This window comes from Pasteurella atlantica (genome assembly GCF_963693435.1).
In the GTDB taxonomy this organism is placed as follows: domain Bacteria; phylum Pseudomonadota; class Gammaproteobacteria; order Enterobacterales; family Pasteurellaceae; genus Phocoenobacter; species Phocoenobacter atlanticus.
The window spans coordinates 544,705-564,136 of sequence record NZ_OY856306.1; the positions used below are offsets into that span (position 1 = coordinate 544,705).

The window sequence follows — 19,432 nt, forward strand, 5'->3', positions numbered from 1 at the left end:
GTTGAGCGCTATTTACATAATTCTTCTACGGACATTTTAGGATAAATCGGTTTACCACTAGATGTCACTAGTTGCTCTGCACCACACTTAGTCGTCATAATCTTAGCAACATAATCCCCTTTTTCATTAATATATCCATATTGCCCATTTTCTCTTACAACCGCTAATCCATTGGGATAAAACTCACTGGCTTCATTAAATTTTGGCTTTATTATCCATTGTCCTTTTTTATTTATAAAGCCATGTTTAGTGCTTCCTTTTGGATCCAGTAAAAATGTTATTGTTGATACGTAAGGCATTGCTCGGGCTAAACCATTTTTCTTGAAATTAGATAAATAGCCAAACTTTGCAGGCACGATAAATTCACCTTTTTCGTTGATATAGCCATATTTCCCATCATATACAACTTTGGCAAGACCATTGCTATCAAAAAAATGTGTTTCATCAAATTGTGGCTTAATTACCCATTCGCCTTTAGTATTAATATAGCCGTATTTAGTATTCTTTTTTGCTTCTGCTAAACCATTATTACTAAAGCTCTGAATCCACTCCAATGTTAGTGGAATAACTAATTTTCCTTTGCGATCAAACGCACCATATTTATCATTTTTTTCAACAATTACATAGCCATTATAACTATTATGAATATAATCAAACTCAGGTGGTATTACCCATTCACCTTTGGTGTTAAGCATACCCCATTTATCTTTTTTCCTTTCTGCTAAACCTTCATAAAATATGGTTTGAGAATCAAATAACGCTGTAACAATTTTTCCTTTTTTATTAATATAAGCAAACTTTCCATCTTTGGTATAAACTTCAGCTAAGCTTTCTTCATTAAAAGCCCCTATATATCGATATTGTGGTTGTACAACCCATTGCCCACGACGATCAATAAGTCCATATAATCCATTTTCTCGCTCTTTTGCAGGGGTCACATCATAATCACCAAAATCTTCAGCAAACCAAAACTGTGGTGGGATTACCCATTTACCTCGTTTATCAATAAAACCATATTTACCCTTTTCTTCCATTCTTGCTAGACCATTAGCAGAAAAATCGGATACTCGTTTAAAACGAGGAGGAATAACCCATTCTCCCTTTGTATTTATATAGCCATAAAGATCATTTTTGGTTGCAAATGCAAGTCCATTCTTAGCAAACTCACCGATTATCTCAAATTGTGGATTTATTACCCATTGTCCTTTGGTATTAATTATGCCTGATTTTCCATTCTTATGAGCTGTTGTAAAACCATTATCATCAAAGTATTCTTTATAGGCATATCTGTGTGGGATAAGAGGCATTTTCTTGCTAGGAAAGGGAGCAATGTAATCAAGTTCTGGTGCTACAACAAGGTTGGCTTTGTTATCCATAAGACCGCATTTCAGTTGTTGTGCTGTATCTTTAAGGCAAAATCCTAACAAGCCATTTATATTGGCGTTAGCATTATGGAGTAGCCCTAAAACTGCTATCATAGATAATGTAAGTTTTTTCATCATTTTATTCCCTTTAGAAAATATCTATGAAAAATATTGAAAACGGATAATTTAAAAAATTGTCGTGTACAGAGTTATTTTTAACAATAAATATCTTTTCCATCACGGCGAGTCTTAAGTAATTTTAAGATCCATACATATTGCTCAGGATTTTTAGTCACAAAATATTCAATCACCTTATTCATTTCACGAGCGGCTTGTTCTGGTTCTCCTGAGAATGTCATTGGGGATAATATTTCAACTTGGTAGCAGCCTTGTTTGGCGTTATAAATAGGAAACAAAGGAATAACTTCCGCATTAGTCAGCTTTGCCATTTTTGTTAAGCCGGGTAGGGTGGCTTTTTCTGTGGCGAAGAAATCAACATAAACACTGCCTTTTTCACCAAAATCTTCATCAGGTAAAAAATAACCGAGCTTGCCTTGTTTGATATCATTTAAAAAGGGTTTTATACCATTTTGGCGGGTATGCATTTTACCCCCAAAACGCTCTCTAGTTATATTCCATAACCAATCTACCAATGGATTACGATGTGGGTTATACATTGAGGTCATTGGCATTTTCATCGTGGTAAGAACCGTACCAGAAACATCAATTGACCAAGTATGAGGTACAAGTAAAATTACATTTTTTCCTTGAGATCGTACCGCTTCGATATGTTCTATACCATTGAATTGTATCCGAGATTGTAAATATTTAGGTGAGCGAATTGCCATTTCACCTGTGGCAAGCATTGTTTGAGCCACACAGATAAACATATTTTCAATGACTACTCTTTGTTTTTCTAATGACCAATCTGGAAAGCAATAACGTAAATTGATTTCTGCTTTATGTCGTTGTTTTTGTGCTTTTTTACACGCTACTTTCCCAACGAAAGACGCAAATTTATCTCTTAAACGAAAAGGAATAAAGGCGAGAAGGATTAATCCAAACACACCCATCCACACTCCCCAATATTTAGGGTGAAGAAAAGTCCAAGAAAATTGATGGTGATAACCTTTACGAGCTGTTAAACGTGTCATAAATTTCTATTCATTGTAATAAAAAACTTGCTAAAGTCACTGAAACTCTATAGAATTTTGCCACTCAGACTGGTGAGATGTCCGAGTGGTTGAAGGAGCACGCCTGGAAAGCGTGTATGTGCGAAAGTGCATCGAGGGTTCGAATCCCTCTCTCACCGCCATTCTATTTAAATGCTTATTTTATTTTTTGCTTTGTGGCTACACGTAGTAATTTGTAGTTTAAATTACTTGTTGTTGCAACATTTCCGTCTTTATCACACATTTCTACATAATTGGTATTTGCTTTAAATCTAAGATTGCCAGCATTATCATCTAATACAATGATATCACTTTTTTCTTTATCCCAAGAAAATTTACCTTGCTCAATATAATCATGAGTTTTTTTATTTTTAAAGTAGGTTGTTTCGTACACGTAAGAATAATCTTTATTCAATACTAATTTTGCATCAATTTTGTCACAGTCAGCACAAGGTAAAATACCAGAATAAGTTCCTGTTACATTATTGGTCATTGAACAAGCACTAAGTAATACAACACTACCAAGAATTGTCAGTTTTCTCATCATAATTTATCCTCTTGTTTATAAAATTAAGAATTTTTTAAATTTGGGTTTATGCGAAATGATAAATCCGTTACATTAGGAAAGTCAATTTTTATTAAGTTCAATAATTCTTTTTGTTGCAATTGCAATCCGCTTTTTATAGTAGCACTTTGAACTTCAAATACAAGTTGATTATCCTCTAAATTTGCAATGCGATAAAACTCTCTGTAACTTTGGGGTAAACGTTGTTGAATTTTATAATTTAGATTATTTAATAGATTTGCTCGCTCAACAATATAGCTAAGTTTTGTTTGTTTTAATAATTCACTAATATTTTTAGTTGTTGAATTTTTCATCTAATATTATATCCTCTGCTTGAATTTTCCAACTTTGTCCTAATATTTTTCCATATTGAAGTAAATTACCGTATAATAGTACTTTATCATAAAAGAGACATAGTTATAACTAAATTCATAATGGGACTTTTTAAACATATTTATAAATCTACTCGCTTATCACATTTACTTTTGGGAATTGTGGCGATTTGTGTATTGCCCTCTATTCAAACAGTTTCGAGTGATAATCAAACTAAGTCCATTAGTATCCAACAAGTTATACCATTTTATCAATTTGCCTCAAATAAGCGGTCAGTTTCAACTAAAAATTTACAACATTTTAGTCAATTAAGAAATAAATTTATTCAACGTTTACAAGCGGTCACTTTAATTGCATTTTTTGCAAAAAAATATCAATTTATTGAGATTGAAGCAAATCCTATTCGTGCGGGTCCAATATTCCTCTAAAAAACAACAAGCTATTTTTATTTTGCGTTATATAAAACGCTATTTTTTATTTTAGAGGAAAACATAATGATTACAAAATTAGCCACTGCCATTTTTGGAAGTAGTAATGATCGTATTTTACGCCGTTTAAGAAAACGAGTGTACCAAATCAATAAATTGGAAGCAGAATTTGAACAATTAACGGATGAGCAACTTCAAGCAAAAACGGCTGAATTTAAGCAACGTCTTACTGACGGTGCAACTTTAGATAGTCTATTACACGAAGCCTTTGCAACTGTTCGTGAAGCAAGTAAGCGTACGCTGGGGTTACGTCCTTTTGATGTGCAGCTTATCGGTGGAATGGTGTTAACGGAACGCAATATCGCAGAAATGCGTACAGGGGAAGGAAAAACCTTAACCGCAACCTTACCTTGTTACTTAAACGCACTAACAGGCAAAGGCGTTCACGTGGTCACAGTGAATGACTATTTAGCACGTCGTGATGCGGAAACCAACCGTCCATTATTTGAATTTTTAGGAATGAGCGTGGCAGTTAATGTTCCGGGTTTATCGCCAGCGGAAAAGCAAGCGGCTTATGATGCGGATATTACTTACGCAACAAACAGCGAATTAGGTTTTGACTATCTACGCGATAATTTAGCGAATGCAAAAGAAGATCGTTTTCAGAAAAATCTCTATTACGCATTAGTGGATGAAGTGGATTCTATCTTAATTGATGAAGCCCGTACTCCATTGATTATTTCAGGGCAAGCGGACGATGCGACACACATTTATCAAGCGGTGGATCAAATCGTGCCACACTTAATCTTCCAAGAAAAAGAAGATACTGAAGAATATATTGGCGAAGGCGATTTCACCTTAGATCTTAAAAATAAACAGGCGCATTTAACAGAACGTGGTCAGGTTAAAGTAGAAGAATTACTGACCAAAATGGGCTTAATGCACGAGAATGAAACACTTTATTCGCCTGCTCGTATCGGTTTATTACACCATACTTATGCAGCATTGCGTGCTCATAAATTGTTTGAAAAGAATGTTGATTACATTATCAAAGATGGCGAAGTAGTGATTATTGATGAACATACAGGGCGTACAATGGCAGGACGTCGTTGGTCTGATGGTTTACATCAAGCAATCGAAGCCAAAGAGAAAGTCGAAATTCAGGCAGAAAATCAAACCGTAGCGTCGATTACTTACCAAAATTATTTCCGTTTATATGAAAAATTAGCAGGAATGACAGGAACGGCAGATACTGAAGCTTTTGAATTTCAACATATTTATGGTTTAAATACCGTTGTTGTTCCAACAAACCAACCGATGATCCGTGATGATCGTACTGATTTAATGTTTAAAACAGAAACCGAAAAATTTGGAGCCGTTATTGAAGACATTAAAGATTGTATCGCACGTAATCAACCTGTCCTAGTGGGGACTGTGTCTATTGAAAAATCAGAAGAACTGTCTAACGCATTAACAAAATCAGGCATTGAACATAAGGTCTTAAATGCGAAATTCCACGAACAAGAAGCTCATATTATTGAAAATGCGGGTTATCCAGGTTCTGTGACCATTGCAACTAATATGGCAGGGCGAGGAACCGATATTGTTTTAGGGGGAAATTGGAAAGCTGAAATTGAGAAACTTGAAAATCCAACTCAAGAACAAATTGACGAAATCAAAGCTGAATGGCAAAAACAACACGATATCGTCATTGCGGCAGGTGGTTTGCATATTATTGGTACAGAACGCCACGAATCTCGTCGTATTGATAACCAGTTGCGTGGTCGTTCAGGTCGTCAGGGTGATCCTGGTTCATCACGTTTTTACCTTTCATTAGATGATGCCTTAATGCGTATTTATCTAAATGAAGGAAAACTAAATATGATGCGTAAAGCGTTCAGTGAAGAAGGTGAAGCGATGGAGTCTAAACTTCTTACTAAAGTAATTGCGTCAGCACAAGCAAAAGTAGAAGCACATAACTTTGATGGACGTAAATATTTATTACAATATGATGATGTCGCAAACGATCAGCGTAAAATCATTTATGAACAACGTAATGAGTTGTTAGAGGCGAATGATATTTCCGATATGATTGAAAATATCCGTGAAGATGTGTTTAATAATGTGATCAGTCAATATATTCCACCACAATCTATTGAAGAAATGTGGGATATTCCAGCGTTAGAGACACGTTTATCGCAAGACTTCTCGTTAGATTTACCTATTGCACAATGGCTTGAAGAAGACAATCAATTACACGAAGAAACCTTACGTGAACGTATTGTTACAACAGCAAAAGAAATTTACCAACAAAAAGAACACCTTGTTGGCGAAGAATCAATGCGTCATTTTGAACAAGGCGTAATGTTGCAAAATCTTGATGAGCTTTGGAAAGAGCATTTATCTGCAATGGATTACCTGCGTAAAAGTATTCACTTACGTGGTTACGCACAAAAAGATCCAAAACAAGAGTACAAAAAAGAATCTTTTGAAATGTTCACCACGATGTTAGAAACTTTGAAATTTAACACCATCAGCATTTTAAGTCGTATTCAAGTACGTAGCCAAGAAGAAGTGGAAGAAGCGGAACGTCAGCGTCGAGCTATTGCAGAAAAAGAAACCGCTGGTTATCATACTAGCGATGAAGAAGAACAGGATTTCTCAAAACAAAAAATTTCACGTAATGCACAATGTCCTTGTGGATCTGGTAAGAAGTATAAACATTGTCACGGTAGTGTTGTTTAATAAAGTAAGCGGTAAGATTTTAAACAAAATTTGCAAATTTTTACAAAAATCATACCGCTTGTCTTATAACTGAGGAAAATATGATGAGTGATAAGCCTAACCCCAAACTTGAAACTGCATTAAAACCACTCGTTCAAGTGGCCGCTGCGATTATTCGTAATGAATTTGGGCAAATTTATTTAGCCCAACGTTTAGAAGGGCAAGATTTTGCCCAATCTTTAGAATTTCCTGGAGGAAAAGTAGATCAAGGTGAAACACCAGAAGAAGCAGTGGTAAGAGAAATTGAAGAGGAAGTGGGCATTCATATTTTAAGTGCTTTTCCTTATGAACATTTTTCTTTTGAATATCCAACTAAAATTATTGAGTTTTTCTTTTATTTAGTTGAAGATTGGGTCGGTGAACCATTTGGACGGGAAGGACAAGAAGGGTTTTGGATTGAACAGTCTGAATTAGATTCTGAGCAGTTCCCTCCTGCAAATGAAGAGCTTATTAAACGATTAAAATCAGAGGTTTCAGAATAATTTATGTCACAGAATAATCATAATTTAAGTCAGCAAAATTTAATTTGGATTGATCTTGAAATGACGGGGCTTGATCCTCAAAAGGAACGTATTATTGAAATTGCAACGATAGTGACGGATAAAGATCTCAATATTTTAGCGGAAGGTCCTGTTCTTGCCATTCATCAAAGTGATGAATTATTAAGTAAAATGAGCGATTGGTGTGTCAAAACCCATACGGCAAATGGTTTAGTGGAACGTGTAAAACAAAGTAAATTAACGGAACGAGCTGCGGAGTTACAAACCATTTCATTTTTGAAACAGTGGGTACAAAAAGGGGTATCCCCAATTTGTGGCAATAGCGTGGCACAAGATAAACGTTTTTTATATCGTTATATGCCAGATCTTGCAGAGTATTTTCACTATCGTCATTTAGATGTAAGCACCTTGAAAGAATTAGCCAGTCGTTGGAAACCTGATATTTTAAAGCAGTTTGAGAAAAAAAATACCCATTTAGCTTTAGATGATATTCGTGAATCGATCGAAGAATTAAAATTTTATCGTACTCATTTTATACAGTTATAAGTGATTAAAAATGCAAAATTTAACTTTCTCATTTGAAAATGAAACTGAAATGCTAAAATTTGGTCAGAAATTAGCGGTCACATTTAAACAAATTTTTGCAAAAAATAGTGATAGTTCACTGGTTGTTTATTTAAATGGGGAACTTGGAGCTGGAAAAACGACACTAACAAGAAGTATTGTGCAAGCTTTTGGGTATAATGGGAATGTAAAAAGTCCCACTTATACTTTAGTTGAAGAGTACCATTTACCACCTTATTCGATTTATCATTTTGATTTATATCGTTTAAGTGATCCTGAAGAATTAGAGTTTATGGGAATAAGAGATTATTTTCAAACTCATTCATTATGCTTGTTAGAGTGGGCAGAAAAAGGTAAAGGTATGATTGCAGAGGCTGATTTAGAAATTCAGATTGATTATAACGGTGAAGGAAGAATGATTAAATTATTACCTAAAAAATCAGAAATGGTGAAGGTATTACCGACATTAATGGGGATATATGGATAAAAGAATGAATAAGTGGACAAATTATTTTTTCATTGGGTTAATGGGTTTTATTTTCAGTGTATCAAGTATTGCAGAGGCAAAAAAGCAAATTGTTATTGCTATTGATGCGGGCCACGGAGGGAGAGATCCTGGAGCAGTAGGAAAAGTATTCAAAATAAAAGAAAAAGACATTACATTGGCGATTTCAAAGCAATTGAAATTGTTATTAGATAAAGATCCTAATTTTAAAGGTGTTCTCACTCGTCGTTCTGATTATTATATTGGTCTAAATAAACGTTCTGAAGTCGCTCGTAAACATAAAGCCAGTCTTCTAGTGTCTATTCATGCTGATGTGTCTCCTGTTTCCAATAATGTACAAGGAGCCTCCGTTTGGGTACTTTCAAACCGTCGAGCTAATGATGAAATGGGGAAATGGTTAGAAGATCACGAAAAGCAATCTGAATTACTTGGCGGGATTGGTTCTGTTTTATCTTCTAATAATGAACGTTATTTGGATACAACGGTATTAGACTTACAATTTTCACACGTACAGCGAGCAGGCTATGATCTAGGTAAAAGTGTATTAAAGGAATTAAACCGAGTTGTACCTTTAGTTAGACGTACTCCACAACATGCAAGTTTGGCGGTATTACGCTCTCCTGATATTCCTTCTATTTTGGTAGAAACAGGTTTTTTATCTAATGCAAATGAAGAGAAAAATTTATCAAAAATCAATTATCAGAAAAAAATTGCAAAAGCAATATATAATGGATTAGTGATTTATAGTAAACGGAATTATGCAAGTTTAATAACAAAGCCAAAAAAAGAGGAAGTTAAAAAGGTCAAAAAAGAATACAGTAAAATCAGTAAACAAAAAATATTAGTGGTTAAGGAAAAAAAACATTTATCAAAAAATATCCATATTGTGAAAAAAAATGAAACGCTCTATTCTTTGGCTAAACAATATGGTACAACTTCAGAGAAGTTAAGTAAGTTAAACCATATAAAAAATAATAAGATTTTTGTGGGACAAAAACTGAAGCTAAAATAAGACTATTTTTCTTATTTTAGGGTTGTTACCAAATTGTTAATGTTGGAATTGTGATATGATTACAGTCGATTTTTTATATGGATAGCTTAATAATATGAATTTACGTTTAAATATTGTGCTTGTTATTGTCGTTAGTGTGCTAGCAGGGTGGTATTTTAGCTTACAACAAGAAGGACAAGACCTAGAACGCTTAATAAAGCGAGATGGACAACCTGAGTATGTAGGAGATAAAATTACTACAGAGGTTTACGATGTGGAAGGTAAACCTCAATATTTTGCTCAAGCAGATGAAATTAAACATTATGAAACAACGGGAAGAGTGGAGTTAGTTAATCCGTTACTTAACTTATTTGATACCGTAAAAGCATTAAAAGAATGGAAATTGACCTCAGATGAGGCTGAAATTACAAAAAATAAAATATTGCAGTTAAGAGGTAATGTAAAGATACAAAATCTTAATCCATTATCTAAATTACAGCAAATTGAAGCAGAAATACTTTTTGTGAATTTAAAAAATCATGATATTTTTTCTGACAGTGTAGTAAGTGCTAGAGGAATTGGTTTCAATTCAACAGGAACAGGATTGCAAGGTAATTTGAAAAAACAATCAGCTAAATTCCAGAAGGATGTTAAAACACATATTGAACCAACAAAAGTTAACGAAAGAAATTAAGGATACAAATGAAATTTATAATACGTTCTTTTATTTTTACATTATTTTTAGGTGTAAATTTATCAGCTTACTCTTTGGAGAATGATTCAAATAAGCCTATTGATATTGAATCAAGTAGTCAAGAATTTGATATGGAAACCAATACCATTACATTAAATGGCAATGTATTAATTACGCAAGGTTCCATTAAAATTGCTGCTGATAAGGTCACGATTTTTCGTCAAGAAGGTAAAAAAGAAGTGATTAAAGCGAGTGGTTCTCCTGTTAGATTTCATCAAATATTGGATTCAGGAAAACCAGTTGATGGACAAGCTAATAGAGTCCATTATGACTTAGGTACAGAGTTTTTGACTTTAATTGATAATGCACAATTAAAGCAATTAGATAGCTCAGTAAAAGCAGAGAAAATTACCTATGATGTAAAAAAACAGCAATTAAAAGCTGTTCGACAAGGGAAAGGAAATCGAGTTAAAACAGTACTTATTCCTCTCCAGTTAAAAGATAAATAATTTAAGTAAGGAAAATAATGTCAACACTCTATGTTGAAAATTTAGCAAAAAGTTATAAAGCCCGTAACGTTGTTAAAGATGTGAGTTTAAATGTAAATTCGGGTGAAATTGTTGGGTTACTAGGTCCAAATGGTGCGGGAAAAACCACAACATTTTATATGATTGTTGGTTTAGTTCGTCACGATGGAGGAAAAATTAAAATTGATGATGAAGAAATCAGTTTGTTACCAATGCATAATCGAGCAACAAAAGGGATTGGTTATCTTCCTCAAGAAGCCTCTATTTTTCGTCGTTTGAGTGTTTATGATAATTTAATGGCGGTATTACAAGTTCGTAAAGATTTAAATAATGAACAACGTAAAGCGCGAGCGAATGAATTAATTACCGAATTTAATATTGAACATATTCGCCATAATTTAGGTCAATCATTATCTGGTGGAGAGCGTCGTCGAGTTGAAATTGCTCGGGCATTAGCCGCAAGCCCTAAATTTATTTTATTAGATGAACCTTTTGCTGGCGTTGATCCAATTTCTGTAATTGATATAAAAAAAATTATTGTGAGCTTAAAAGACCGAGGGCTTGGAGTATTAATTACAGATCATAATGTAAGAGAAACCTTAGATGTTTGTGAGAGAGCTTATATTGTCGGTAGTGGAGAAGTGATTGCAACAGGTTCTCCACAACAAATTTTAGAAAATAAAGATGTGAAACAAATATATTTGGGTGATCAATTTAGATTATAAATTGATTTATTAAGTCGTATACATATAAGTATAAATAATGAAATTAACAAAATACCTTAAACCTGAATTGATTCGTGTAGGCGTTCATATTTCAAGTAAAAAAAGAGCATTAGAAATAGTAGGCTCTGTAGTAACAGATTATTTAATACAGCATTTTTCAGAAAATTATGATGTTTCTGCAATAGACTGTTTTTCTTGTCTATGTAAGCGTGAAAAATTAGGTTCAACGTGCATTAATTATGGCATTGCAGTTCCCCATACCAAATTACCAAATTGGAATAGTGATGAGCCGATCGCTGTTTTTTTACAATTAGAAAATCCAATTGATTATGAAACTATAGAAAATAAGGAAATTGACCTTATTTTTGCAATGATTTTCCCTGATAAGGAAAATGATGAATATAAAAAAGATTTACAGGAAATTGTCACTATATTAAATAATAAGCAACTTGCAAAATCACTTAGAACGGCTGAATCAGAGGAAGATGTCTGGAATATACTTGAAACAGCAGATTCAGAAATGTGTACAGCTCTACAGGATGTAGAAAACCAAGATCAAATAAAGAGTATGAGTAGTGAGGAGTAAAAGATGGAATTAATTATAGTGAGCGGGAGATCCGGTTCAGGAAAATCTGTTGCTTTACGAGTATTAGAAGATATGGGGTACTATTGTGTTGATAATATGCCACTTTCTTTAATTCCAAATTTAGTCAATATTTTATCTAAAACTGAAACAGCCATTGTCATTAGTTTAGATATTCGTAATTTCCCTAATCATATTGCTAAACCTGATCAAATTTTTGCGGAATTGCCGACGTATTTAGATACTCGTTTCATTTTTTTAGATTGTGATCCTCAGGTTTTAGTTCAACGTTATAGCGATTCTCGTCGGTTACATCCCCTTTCTACACAAAATTTGTCTTTAACTGGTGCAATTGAATTTGAAAATAAAATTCTTGAACCTTTATATCAATATGCGAATGACATAATAGATACCACGCATCTTTCCACTCATCAACTGGCGGATAAATTAAGAAATTTATTAAGAGGTGATGAAACAAAAGAATTGCATATTATTTTTGAATCTTTTGGTTTTAAATATGGTATTCCGACAGATGCAGATTATGTTTTCGATGTGCGTTTTCTTCCAAATCCACACTGGGATATTCATCTTCGCCCAATGACTGGTCTTGAAAAACCCGTTCAAAATTTTCTATCAGATCATCAAATTGTAAATCAGTTTATCCATCAAACCACCGATTATCTGTTGACTTGGTTACCTGATCTTAAAAAGAATAATCGTAGTTATCTTACTATTGCAATTGGTTGTACTGGCGGTAAACATCGTTCTGTTTTTGTGGCAGAAAAATTATTTGAAGAGTTTAAATGTAAAAATCATAATGTGAAAATTCGCCATCGTCAGTTAGAGTCACTAAATGTATAAACAAAATTAAAACTATTTGTTATAATGCGTCGTCAATATTTAAATATAATCAAGGAAAAATTATGAACAGCGAAAATACAAATGTAATAGCCAATGATGAAATTGATTTACTGGCTATGTTTAAAAACCTTTTTAAACAAAGAGGGCTAATTATTGCTTTCACACTCGCTTTCTTTTTATTTGCGTTAGCTTTTCAATTTTCAAAGTTAGCATTTTACACACCAAAAACAGTGAATTACCCTATTGCAATTGAGTTTATTTCTTCTAGTGATAGTCGTTATCCTAATGGCGTAAAATTTTCTCCAGAAGATATCATTGTGCCAGAGAACATAAAACTAGCACTAGAAGATACGAATATAGATGCTGATATTCGAGGAGTATCTAAGGCTATATCAATTGAAGCAACAAATTCTTTAATAAAAATTGCAGAAAATACCTTATTAAATAATTTATCGAATAAAAAAATCACGAAAGACCAAGTAGAAGAAACAAAAGCATCCTTAGATTTACTTAAAAATAATGCGAAAACGTATGTAACTTTAAGTTTGGACTTATCTCAGATCAAACTTTCTGAAAATGATGCAAAAAAATTACTTAAAGCGGTGACAACAGAATGGTCTAAAAATGCGGTAACTAAGGGGTTAGTTAGCCCAAATATTTCTTATCCGCAAGAAGCATTTGTTTATGATAAAAATGCGGTGATTATTGATAATTATGATAAGTTATTAAATTATAGTAAAGGCGTAGAGGTTGCATTGGAAAAACTATCAATGCTCGATGGAAGTAATTCTATTTCTGTAAATAACCATAACCTTAATGATCTTACTCGTACAATAAAAGATGTGATTGATAATGATATTAATGTAATGCGATCTTATACCTATTCCATTTCACCAGAATTAGTTAAGAATAATAAATTACTAGAGATGCAAATTTTTTCACAACTTAGAGTAAAAGAATTAGATAGAGCCGAAATAAATAAAAAAATAGCCGCTTATGATTTTATTTTAAGTAAATTGAGTACAAATATAGAGAGTAGTAATACGGTACAGCAACCATTGAAAAATCCATCTATTGAAGCAAGTATGGATAAAAGTATGCTAAATGATTTATTACATTTAGGCTCACAATTATCATCATCAGAGCTTAAGAAAGAAATTATTAATAAAAGAATTGCAGCTTCAGAAAAATTATTTTCATTGGAAAAAGAAATCGATATGATTGCTGGTAGCATAAGTAGCATAAGTAGCATAAGTAGCATAAGTGATACTGAAAATCAACAAAAAACCATTGCTATGATACCAACTATTTTCGAAAATACGGTAAAAAAAGTGAATGAATCACAGAAAATCTTTATGATATTATTAAATGAATATAAAAAGTTGTCTATGAATAAGAGTAGTTCTCTTTATAGTACTGTAGCAGAACCTTATATCGCAAATTCATTTGGTTTTAATTTGAAAAAATCATTAATTATTCTATTTGCATCAACCTTTATGGGATTATTTATTGGAATGGGAATTGCTTTGTTGCGTTCAGCATTTTTATCAAATAAAAAATAAAATTTAGGTAGGTATAAAGGACAAAATGTCTTTTATACCTCAATTTTGTGTAGAAAACATATTACCACTACTTCTTACGCTTAGCTCTTGGGTGAGCGGCATCATAAACATTAGCAAGATGTTGAAAATCTAAGTGTGTATAGACTTGAGTTGTGGAAAGGCTTGAATGTCCTAAAAGTTCTTGTACTGCTCTTAAATCACCACTTCCTTCTAACATCTGTGTAGCAAAAGAGTGGCGGAGTTTATGAGGATGTAAGTGTGTTTCTAACCCCTGCTTTTGTCCCCATTTTTTCATAATAAGTTGAATTGCACGTTGTGAAATTCTAGTACCTCGAGTATTTAAAAATAATGCCTCTTCTGTAGGTTTAAATTGAAGACGTACCTCTAACCATTTTTGTAATACTGCTATCGCTTTTGAACCAATAGGTAAAATTCGCTCTTTACTTCCTTTTCCTAATACTCGCACTTCTTTAGTCTTAAAATCAATGTCGCCTAAATTAATGCCTTGTAATTCTGCTAAGCGAAGTCCAGAACTATAGGTTAGTTCCATCATTGCAAGATCTCGCCAATCTGTGGCTTTTTCAGGAGTAAAATCCAGTAAATGGGAAAGTTGTTCAGCATCTATATTTTTAGGAAGGTGTTTTCCTTGTTTAGGTGCTTTAATACCTTGTGCAGGATTGACCGTCATTTTTTCACTGCGTATTAAATAGTTAAAAAACTGACGGAGTGCTGAAAGACGAAGATTAATGCTTTTTGCTCCCAAATTTGCTTTATGACTTTGTGTTAAAATCCAACGCACTGTACTAGGTTGGATATCTTGCCATTGAGTGATTTGTGCTTGCACAAGCAACTCTGCCACTGCTTTAAGTTGGCGTTGATAATTGGTAACAGTATGTATGCTGGCTTGTCGCTCAATACGTAGAAAATCCCAGTAAGGTTGTGTTTGAGCGAGAAGCCTTTGTACTTCAAGATTTATTATTTCAGACATACTTGCAGTATAGAATAAAATATTAAAATAGAAAATAGATTATTTTTGCAATAAATCACGAATTTCAGTCAGTAATTCTTCTTGAGTTGGAGCTTTTGGTTTTTTCTCTTCCTCTTCTATTTCTGCTTTTTTCATTTTATTGATTACTTTAACTACCATAAAGATCGCTGCAGCAATAATTAAAAAATCAAAAATAGTTTGAATAAAAATACCATAATTCATTGTAACTGCCGCCGTTTTTTCAGTAGCAGCTTTTAAAACTATCGCTAAATCTTTAAAATCTACCCCTCCAATTAAAACACCGAGTGGAGGCATAATAATGTCTTTTACAAAAGAAGCGACAATCTTTCCAAAAGCACTACCAATAACAACACCGACAGCCAAATCAACCACATTACCTTTAATTGCGAACTGTTTAAACTCTTTTAATATACTCATCGTTTTTTCCTCTTTAGATTTAGAAATAAAAAACCCACCAAGCGGTGGGTTTCTTATAAAAATTTGCAATTATGCTAATTTTTTGATTTGAGCGGCTAGTTTCGCTTTGTGATTAGCTGCTTTATTTTTGTGAATTAAGCGTTTTGACGCCATACGATCCACAATTTTTTGCATTTCTAAAAATGCTGCTTGAGACGCTGCTTTATCACCAGCTTCAACTGCTGCGTAAACTTTCTTAATGTAAGTACGCATCATTGAACGTAAACTTGCATTGTGTTGGCGGTGTTTTTCAGATTGTACCGCACGTTTTTTTGCCGACTTGATATTAGCCAAGGTCAAACTCCTAAAAAATATCTATGTAAAATAAAAAGCACAAATAGACTTCATGCTACTACTAAATCTGTCATTTTCAATGAGACACGGGCTTGAAAATAGAACCATTTCACACAAAAAAACTCTCGTGGAAAAGATAGGGAGCAATTCTAACAGTTTTTTTATGTTTTTCCCATAATAAACTGTTAAAATTCCGATCAATTTTTAAAAACAAATGAAGAGAACCATTATTTTGAGTAAAAAATTAATAAAATCGGGAATAATTGTGAGTAGTATGACACTGCTTTCTCGAATATTAGGTTTGGTTAGGGATATTGTTGTGGCAAATATTTTGGGTACTGGTGTATCTGCTGATGTGTTTTTATTTGCTAATCGAATACCTAATTTTTTACGTCGCTTATTTGCAGAAGGGGCTTTTTCTAAAGCTTTTGTACCTGTATTAGCAGAATATAATGCAGATGGTGAGTTAGATAAAACACGAGAGTTTGTTGCGAAAGTATCAGGAACATTAGGTGGGTTAGTAACCATAGTTACTCTTGTTGCGATGATCGCCTCTCCTGTTGTTGCGGCGCTATTTGGTACAGGATGGTTTATTGATTGGTTAAATGATGGTGCAGATGCTCAAAAATTTACTCAAGCTTCATTATTACTTAAAATTACTTTTCCTTATTTGTGGTTTATCACTTTTGTTGCCTTATCTGGTGCAGTATTAAATACAATTGGTAAATTTGGTGTAATGGCTTTTTCCCCAGTTTTATTGAATGTGGCTATTATTGGCGTTGCACTATTTGCTGTAGATTATTTCCCTTCAACGGATATTGCACTTGCGTTTGGTGTTTTTTTAGGAGGGTTATTACAATTTTTATTCCAAATTCCTTTCCTTAAAAAAGAAAAGTTACTGGTTAAGCCTAAATGGGCATGGCGAGACAAAGGTGTGACAAAAGTCCGAAACTTAATGATCCCTGCGTTATTTGGTGTATCGGTAACACAAGTGAATTTATTATTAAATCAAGTCATCGCCTCTTTTTTAGTGACAGGTTCAATTAGTTGGCTCTATTATTCAGATCGCTTAATTGAATTTCCTTTAGGATTATTTGGTATTGCAATTTCTACTGTGGTTCTTCCTAATTTATCTATAATTGCGAAAAAGAAAGATATTGATGAAATACAAAGAAAAGCAGAATTTAGTCAAACAATGGATTGGGGCGTTAGAATGGTGCTATTGTTAGGTATTCCAGCAATGTTTGGAATTGGATTATTAGCAAAGCCGCTTTTAATGACGATTTTTATGCGAGGTAAATTCCAACTCTCTGATGTGATTGCGTCTTCACAGTCTTTGTTAGTAATGTGTTTTGGATTAATTAGCTATATGATGATCAGCATTTTAGCGAATGGTTTTTATGCCAATCAAAATACAAAAACCCCCGTAAAAATCGGTATTATTGCAGCTGTTAGTAATATTTGTTTTGGATTACTTGCGATTCCATTTAGCTATGTTGGATTAGCTATGGCTTCTGCATTATCAGCCGCAGTAAATGCAAGCCTACTATATCGAGGATTATCACGAAGAGGCATATATAAAATATCATTGAAAACTATCATTTTTACCCTAAAATTATTGATTGCAGCACTGGTTATGGGAGGGGTAGTAAATTATTTTTCTCCAAATTTACAAGAATGGTATAGTTTAACATTATTGCAACGTATTCATTGGCTCAGTTGGTTAGTGTTATTGGCAGCAACGATTTATTTTAGTTGTCTAGTTCTATTAGGATTACGTAAACAAGATTTCAAGGTGGAATAGTGAAAACAATCATTTTATATTTGACCACAGATGGTCAAACACAGAAAATTGCCAAACAGATCGGACAAGTGCTTCAAGGTGAAGTGAGTTTATGCTCATTAAGAGAAAATACCATAACATCGGACGAGCTAGCCAGTTTTGATAATATCATTATTGGTGCGTCCATTCGTTATGGTCGCTTTGATTCTTTGCTGAAAAAATTTATTCAACAGCATCATTTGATACTAAATCAAAAAAAATCTGCATTTTTTAGTGTAAATCTTACCGCTAGGAAAGAGAATAAAAATCAGCCTGAAACAAATGCTTATACTCGTAAGCTATTAGAAAGTATTCAATGGAAACCAAATTGGGTTGCCGTTTTTGCAGGTAGTTTACTTTATCCTAAATACTCTTGGTATGACCGACTGATTATTCAATTTATTATGAGGTTAACAGGTGGAGAAACAGATACCTCAAAAGAGGTGGAATATACCGATTGGCAGCGGGTTAATGATTTTGCACAAAAATTTAATATTATAAGCGGTAAGATGTAATGAAAAGTTTGCAATTTTATTGCGTTTCGTTAAAAATAATGTATATTTCATCTCCACTATATTTTAAATTAATTTAAGGAAAGAAGATTATGATTTCACAACTTTCTCAAACAAAACAATGGTTAGCAGTTAATCAAAAGGCTGCGTTTTGGATTAAAACCTTTATTGGCGCAAATTTAATTGCATTATTTGCTCAGATTTCAGTACCAATGTACCCAGTTCCTATTACTGGACAGACGCTTGCAGTTACAGTTGTTGGTTTAGGATTAGGTAGAAAAGCAGGTGCTTCAGCTGTATTATTATATTTGTTTGAGGGGATAATCGGATTACCTGTATTTGCTAATGGTAGTATGGGGTTAGCATCATTATTAGGTCCCTCTGGTGGATATTTAATAGGATTTGTACCAAGTGCTTATTTGTTAGGTTATTTTAGTGATAAAGGTGTATTAAATTCATTTACTAAAAGTTTAGTTGTAGTTTTTGTTGCGAGTGTACTTATTTTTGCGTTTGGACTGGCTCAACTCTCTTTCTTTGTACCTGCAGATAAAGTATTAGCTTACGGTTTGTATCCTTTTATTTTGGGCGGTGTTATCAAGGCTGTATTGGCTAGTGCATTAGTTATCCCAACATATAAATTTTTCTCAAAATTATAATATAAGTAAGCAATACTCAGCCCTAATATTAGGGCTGATTTAAATTCTAATATTTAATAATCAAGATTAGTTTACGAAAATTCTTTCTCGATTTTTTTCTAATGTCGCTTTACCAATACCAGAAACCTCCGTAATTTGCTCCACAGTCAAGAATTTACCATTTTTTTGACGATATTCAACAATAGCTTGTGCTTTTTTTATCCCAATGCCAGATAATTTATCTTTTAATTCAGCCGCAGTAGCTGTGTTAATATTTACTGCATTTAAATTAGTTTTTACAGTGGTTACTTTTTTTACAGCAAGTTGTTGATTATTCTTTGTTGGTTGGTGATTTGTATTTGAGTTTTCTTTGGCAGTAACCGTTGTGGTCAATAAACCTAATAATAATCCAAATCCGCAGATTTTTAGTGTTTTCATAAATTTCTCCCTTACAGAGCTTGTTAAATAGAAGCTGTACATTATGGAAACTTCTCTTTTGATTCAATGATAAGCAACTATTTTCTCGATCTAGATCGAGAAATAATA

At 33.3% G+C, this 19,432-nt stretch carries 23 protein-coding genes and 1 tRNA gene; 16 read left to right on the top strand and 8 right to left on the bottom strand.

What is annotated here, in order from left to right; genetic code table 11:
- Positions 1 to 8 precede the first annotated feature (8 nt).
- Entirely contained in the window at positions 9 to 1,502 is a 1,494-nt protein-coding gene (locus tag U9966_RS02605; protein WP_306346663.1) for a WG repeat-containing protein, read from the bottom strand.
- Between the two features lie 77 nt (positions 1,503 to 1,579).
- The gene (lpxM, locus tag U9966_RS02610) at positions 1,580 to 2,518 is read right to left on the bottom strand and encodes a lauroyl-Kdo(2)-lipid IV(A) myristoyltransferase (protein WP_306346662.1); all 939 of its coding nucleotides are present in this window, start codon (positions 2,516 to 2,518) and stop codon (positions 1,580 to 1,582) included.
- A gap of 71 nt (positions 2,519 to 2,589) precedes the next feature.
- Here lpxM and U9966_RS02615 point away from each other — a divergent pair.
- Positions 2,590 to 2,679 (top strand) — tRNA-Ser (locus tag U9966_RS02615).
- A 14-nt stretch (positions 2,680 to 2,693) separates the two neighbouring features.
- Here U9966_RS02615 and U9966_RS02620 read toward each other — a convergent pair.
- Both U9966_RS02620 and U9966_RS02625 read right to left on the bottom strand, forming a co-directional pair.
- Complete coding sequence (locus U9966_RS02620; RefSeq protein ID WP_306346661.1) at positions 2,694 to 3,083, bottom strand: copper resistance protein NlpE; 390 nt, start codon at positions 3,081 to 3,083, stop codon at positions 2,694 to 2,696.
- 23 nt (positions 3,084 to 3,106) lie between these two features.
- Positions 3,107 to 3,415, bottom strand: coding sequence for a DciA family protein (locus U9966_RS02625; protein WP_211597231.1), 309 nt, complete (start codon positions 3,413 to 3,415; stop codon positions 3,107 to 3,109).
- A 120-nt stretch (positions 3,416 to 3,535) separates the two neighbouring features.
- On the opposite strand from U9966_RS02625, the gene secM reads away from it, so the two are divergent.
- The 12 genes from secM (at position 3,536) to U9966_RS02685 (ending at position 14,158) form a co-directional block, all read left to right on the top strand.
- Positions 3,536 to 3,862: a secA translation cis-regulator SecM gene (gene secM, locus U9966_RS02630; protein WP_306346660.1), complete on the top strand. Its 327-nt coding sequence runs from the start codon at positions 3,536 to 3,538 to the stop codon at positions 3,860 to 3,862.
- Positions 3,863 to 3,928: 66 nt separating this feature from the next.
- Positions 3,929 to 6,607 (top strand): preprotein translocase subunit SecA, encoded by a 2,679-nt coding sequence (gene secA / locus U9966_RS02635; RefSeq protein WP_306346659.1) that lies wholly within the window; start codon positions 3,929 to 3,931, stop codon positions 6,605 to 6,607.
- Positions 6,608 to 6,687: 80 nt separating this feature from the next.
- Positions 6,688 to 7,128, top strand: a complete 441-nt coding sequence (mutT, locus tag U9966_RS02640) for an 8-oxo-dGTP diphosphatase MutT (protein ID WP_306346658.1) — start codon at positions 6,688 to 6,690, stop codon at positions 7,126 to 7,128.
- Between the two features lie 3 nt (positions 7,129 to 7,131).
- Complete coding sequence (gene orn / locus U9966_RS02645; RefSeq protein ID WP_306346657.1) at positions 7,132 to 7,692, top strand: oligoribonuclease; 561 nt, start codon at positions 7,132 to 7,134, stop codon at positions 7,690 to 7,692.
- A 10-nt stretch (positions 7,693 to 7,702) separates the two neighbouring features.
- Positions 7,703 to 8,197, top strand: a complete 495-nt coding sequence (gene tsaE, locus U9966_RS02650; protein ID WP_211597236.1) for a tRNA (adenosine(37)-N6)-threonylcarbamoyltransferase complex ATPase subunit type 1 TsaE — start codon at positions 7,703 to 7,705, stop codon at positions 8,195 to 8,197.
- 4 nt (positions 8,198 to 8,201) lie between these two features.
- A complete protein-coding gene (locus U9966_RS02655; RefSeq protein WP_306346656.1) occupies positions 8,202 to 9,227 on the top strand; it encodes an N-acetylmuramoyl-L-alanine amidase in 1,026 nt (341 codons plus the stop codon).
- 94 nt (positions 9,228 to 9,321) lie between these two features.
- Complete coding sequence (gene lptC / locus U9966_RS02660; protein ID WP_211597238.1) at positions 9,322 to 9,900, top strand: LPS export ABC transporter periplasmic protein LptC; 579 nt, start codon at positions 9,322 to 9,324, stop codon at positions 9,898 to 9,900.
- Positions 9,901 to 9,908: 8 nt separating this feature from the next.
- Positions 9,909 to 10,409: a lipopolysaccharide transport periplasmic protein LptA gene (gene lptA, locus U9966_RS02665; RefSeq protein ID WP_306346655.1), complete on the top strand. Its 501-nt coding sequence runs from the start codon at positions 9,909 to 9,911 to the stop codon at positions 10,407 to 10,409.
- Positions 10,410 to 10,426: 17 nt separating this feature from the next.
- Positions 10,427 to 11,152 carry an LPS export ABC transporter ATP-binding protein gene (gene lptB / locus U9966_RS02670; protein ID WP_211597240.1) on the top strand — a complete coding sequence of 242 codons (726 nt, stop codon included), beginning with the start codon at positions 10,427 to 10,429 and terminating at the stop codon, positions 11,150 to 11,152.
- Between the two features lie 37 nt (positions 11,153 to 11,189).
- Positions 11,190 to 11,738: a PTS sugar transporter subunit IIA gene (locus U9966_RS02675; RefSeq protein ID WP_306346654.1), complete on the top strand. Its 549-nt coding sequence runs from the start codon at positions 11,190 to 11,192 to the stop codon at positions 11,736 to 11,738.
- A gap of 3 nt (positions 11,739 to 11,741) precedes the next feature.
- The gene (gene rapZ / locus U9966_RS02680) at positions 11,742 to 12,596 is read left to right on the top strand and encodes an RNase adapter RapZ (protein ID WP_306346653.1); all 855 of its coding nucleotides are present in this window, start codon (positions 11,742 to 11,744) and stop codon (positions 12,594 to 12,596) included.
- Between the two features lie 62 nt (positions 12,597 to 12,658).
- A complete protein-coding gene (locus U9966_RS02685) occupies positions 12,659 to 14,158 on the top strand; it encodes a Wzz/FepE/Etk N-terminal domain-containing protein (protein WP_306348941.1) in 1,500 nt (499 codons plus the stop codon).
- A gap of 67 nt (positions 14,159 to 14,225) precedes the next feature.
- Here the strand turns inward: U9966_RS02685 and xerC are convergent, their stop codons facing one another.
- From xerC to rpsT, 3 genes are all read right to left on the bottom strand, one after another.
- Positions 14,226 to 15,146, bottom strand: a complete 921-nt coding sequence (gene xerC, locus U9966_RS02690) for a tyrosine recombinase XerC (protein WP_306346651.1) — start codon at positions 15,144 to 15,146, stop codon at positions 14,226 to 14,228.
- Between the two features lie 39 nt (positions 15,147 to 15,185).
- The gene (gene mscL, locus U9966_RS02695; RefSeq protein ID WP_211597245.1) at positions 15,186 to 15,584 is read right to left on the bottom strand and encodes a large-conductance mechanosensitive channel protein MscL; all 399 of its coding nucleotides are present in this window, start codon (positions 15,582 to 15,584) and stop codon (positions 15,186 to 15,188) included.
- Positions 15,585 to 15,653: 69 nt separating this feature from the next.
- Positions 15,654 to 15,917, bottom strand: a complete 264-nt coding sequence (rpsT, locus tag U9966_RS02700) for a 30S ribosomal protein S20 (protein WP_090919987.1) — start codon at positions 15,915 to 15,917, stop codon at positions 15,654 to 15,656.
- A gap of 274 nt (positions 15,918 to 16,191) precedes the next feature.
- Between rpsT and murJ the strand changes: the two genes are divergently transcribed.
- From murJ to U9966_RS02715, 3 genes are all read left to right on the top strand, one after another.
- Entirely contained in the window at positions 16,192 to 17,721 is a 1,530-nt protein-coding gene (gene murJ / locus U9966_RS02705) for a murein biosynthesis integral membrane protein MurJ (RefSeq protein WP_306346715.1), read from the top strand.
- On the top strand, positions 17,721 to 18,254 hold the full coding sequence (gene hemG / locus U9966_RS02710) for a menaquinone-dependent protoporphyrinogen IX dehydrogenase (RefSeq protein WP_306346650.1): 534 nt from the start codon (positions 17,721 to 17,723) through the stop codon (positions 18,252 to 18,254). The genes murJ and hemG overlap by 1 nt, the downstream gene beginning before the upstream one ends.
- A gap of 89 nt (positions 18,255 to 18,343) precedes the next feature.
- On the top strand, positions 18,344 to 18,907 hold the full coding sequence (locus tag U9966_RS02715) for a biotin transporter BioY (RefSeq protein WP_306346649.1): 564 nt from the start codon (positions 18,344 to 18,346) through the stop codon (positions 18,905 to 18,907).
- 66 nt (positions 18,908 to 18,973) lie between these two features.
- Here U9966_RS02715 and U9966_RS02720 read toward each other — a convergent pair whose 3' ends face one another.
- A complete protein-coding gene (locus U9966_RS02720) occupies positions 18,974 to 19,324 on the bottom strand; it encodes a ComEA family DNA-binding protein (protein ID WP_306346648.1) in 351 nt (116 codons plus the stop codon).
- Between the last annotated feature and the right edge of the window lie 108 nt (positions 19,325 to 19,432).